Origin of the sequence: Coleofasciculus sp. LEGE 07092 (genome assembly GCF_015207375.1) — a bacterium.
Taxonomy (GTDB): domain Bacteria; phylum Cyanobacteriota; class Cyanobacteriia; order Cyanobacteriales; family Coleofasciculaceae; genus LEGE-07092.
The window spans coordinates 1-1,897 of record NZ_JADEWY010000275.1; the positions used below are offsets into that span (position 1 = coordinate 1).

The window sequence follows — 1,897 nt, forward strand, 5'->3', positions numbered from 1 at the left end:
GTAAATAGTTAACATCAGAAAAAGGCGCACCGCAGTGCGCCCTAACTTAATCCTGGGTGGCAGAAACAGAGGCTTGAGATTCCTGCCACAATTTGCAGAGAAAAAACTCCGTGCGATCGCACAAATTAACAACAAAAACACCCTCTTCACCACTAGGCTCAGATGTGCTCCAAGTCCCTTTCAAGCTAACTTCGACGTACTCAGCATCACAGATAGACAGGGCGATTGTCTCTGTCTCATCCCGCCATACCAACATTTCCAAATCGGTTAGCTGCGGTAAGTCCCCTGGCAGCAAAAACGAGGCACTACTCGATTCGAGCCAAATCCTGGAAGCCGCTCGCAGCGACAACATCACTCGTGCCGTGAGCCATTCCTCTAGGGAGCCAGCCAGACGCTCTAGGTAAAAGCCATTTTCAGTATAAGTCAGTTTCAGCATGACCTGTAGCCTCCTGTTATTCCAGGTTTACTTGCTGTTCGCGCCAGAACTCTTCGGCAAAGGCAACAGCCGGATGCATGGGCGCTTTGGGTTTGGTTCGTAGTGTCATTCCTGCTTGTTCAGGGGTGCGGTTGCCTTTACGGCTATTACACCTTTGGCAAGCAATGACAACATTGTCCCAACTGTGTTTTCCTCCCTTAGAGCGGGGGATAACGTGCTCGAGGGTGAGCTTTTTCGTGCTACCGCAGTATTGGCAGGCGTGCTTATCCCGTCGCAAGACTTCCCGGCGATTCACCGCCGGCACTCTCCAAACCCGCTCCCTATCGGTTTTCGTCAGGCGAATGTGTTCGGGTACCAGAAGTATCAGAGTTGGTGAACGAACCGCTATCCCCTTACCGTCAAAATTTAGGGGTTCGGCTTTCCCCGTCACCAGGAGTGCAATAGCTCGCTTGATGTTGACTCGACTAACGGGTAGATAGTTCTTGGAGAACACCACTACTGATCGCATTAACACTTCAGTTGCACTCGTCACGGTTTCACTCCTCATATTAAAAACCCCCGCTTCTTTTGGTTATGAGAGCGGGGGCAAGTTAGAGCCTGTAGGGTTTTTTGTCCTATATGGGTACGGCTATCGTTGCCTGTACCTCCCGCTGTGTTTATCTCGTTGTGGATCGACAACCAGTAAATTTCCGGCGTCGCTATTAAAGTGTTTTTCAATCTCGGCTGTGCCTGGTTCTATCGAGCCATACCTGCCCCCACAGAAAAACTCCACCGACAAGCCCGCTGATTTCCAACCGCCGAGGCGATTAGTATCAGGACAAGTGGTGGAGAGGGTTATATGAAGGCTCACAGAAGGATAATTTGATAAAGGTTAGTTTTTTTATTATCGCCGCCTTTAATCCCATCATCAAGTCTTAGGACTAGGACAGAGGGCTTCCCGACAGCTTCTTTAAATACTACACTTGTATTACGAGTCTGTCCATATATTTGAGGAAAAAACCTGATGCGTACCCTAATGAAAACGTCAACCACTGACATGGAAGTGACTAGCATCCGCTTAGAGAGAGAGTTGAAGGAGAAGCTCAAAGAACTTTCTGGCAACCAAGGCTATCAAGCTCTGATTCGAGATGTCCTTTGGAATTATGTCCAGCATAAATCGGGTGATTATCGACCTGATTTTTCCTCGTCGGATATCAGAGCTAGTATTCCAGCGACAGCACAGCAAGAAGAGCGCTGCGTATTAACGGGCAAGTTTATTGAGCCCCAAGAACCGATGTTATTAGGACTGACGGTTAGTGGCGATATGGTTCCTCTGAGTCTAGAGAGTGTGCAGCACCAGAACCACATGCTCTCAAATCGAGGAGCGCGTTAGTAACGCCTATCACTTCAACAACCCATCCCTGAGCCGGAAGCCGATAGATACTGGTAAAGGGATTGGGTATTGGGAATTGGGGATGGAGT

At 48.9% G+C, this 1,897-nt stretch carries 4 protein-coding genes; 1 reads left to right on the top strand and 3 read right to left on the bottom strand.

Translation table 11 applies throughout. The annotated features are described in order from the left end of the window. Positions 1-46: 46 nt before the first annotated feature. The 3 genes from IQ257_RS29475 to IQ257_RS29485 all read right to left on the bottom strand — a co-directional run bounded on the left by IQ257_RS29475 (position 47) and on the right by IQ257_RS29485 (position 1,286). Positions 47-436 carry an alr0857 family protein gene (locus tag IQ257_RS29475; protein WP_193882747.1) on the bottom strand — a complete coding sequence of 130 codons (390 nt, stop codon included), beginning with the start codon at positions 434-436 and terminating at the stop codon, positions 47-49. A gap of 16 nt (positions 437-452) precedes the next feature. Then, positions 453-968 (bottom strand): HNH endonuclease, encoded by a 516-nt coding sequence (locus tag IQ257_RS29480; protein WP_193882749.1) that lies wholly within the window; start codon positions 966-968, stop codon positions 453-455. A 96-nt stretch (positions 969-1,064) separates the two neighbouring features. Beyond that, positions 1,065-1,286 (bottom strand): hypothetical protein, encoded by a 222-nt coding sequence (locus IQ257_RS29485; RefSeq protein ID WP_193882751.1) that lies wholly within the window; start codon positions 1,284-1,286, stop codon positions 1,065-1,067. A gap of 153 nt (positions 1,287-1,439) precedes the next feature. On the opposite strand from IQ257_RS29485, the gene IQ257_RS29490 reads away from it, so the two are divergent. After that, positions 1,440-1,808: a hypothetical protein gene (locus tag IQ257_RS29490; RefSeq protein WP_193882753.1), complete on the top strand. Its 369-nt coding sequence runs from the start codon at positions 1,440-1,442 to the stop codon at positions 1,806-1,808. Positions 1,809-1,897: the final 89 nt, after the last annotated feature.

Bases quoted from the DNA above. Each gene is read 5' to 3' on its own strand.
- IQ257_RS29475 (WP_193882747.1), bottom strand. From the start codon at position 436: ATGCTGAAACTGACTTATACTGAAAATGGCTTTTACCTAGAGCGTCTG.
- IQ257_RS29490 (WP_193882753.1), top strand. From the start codon at position 1,440: ATGCGTACCCTAATGAAAACGTCAACCACTGACATGGAAGTGACTAGC.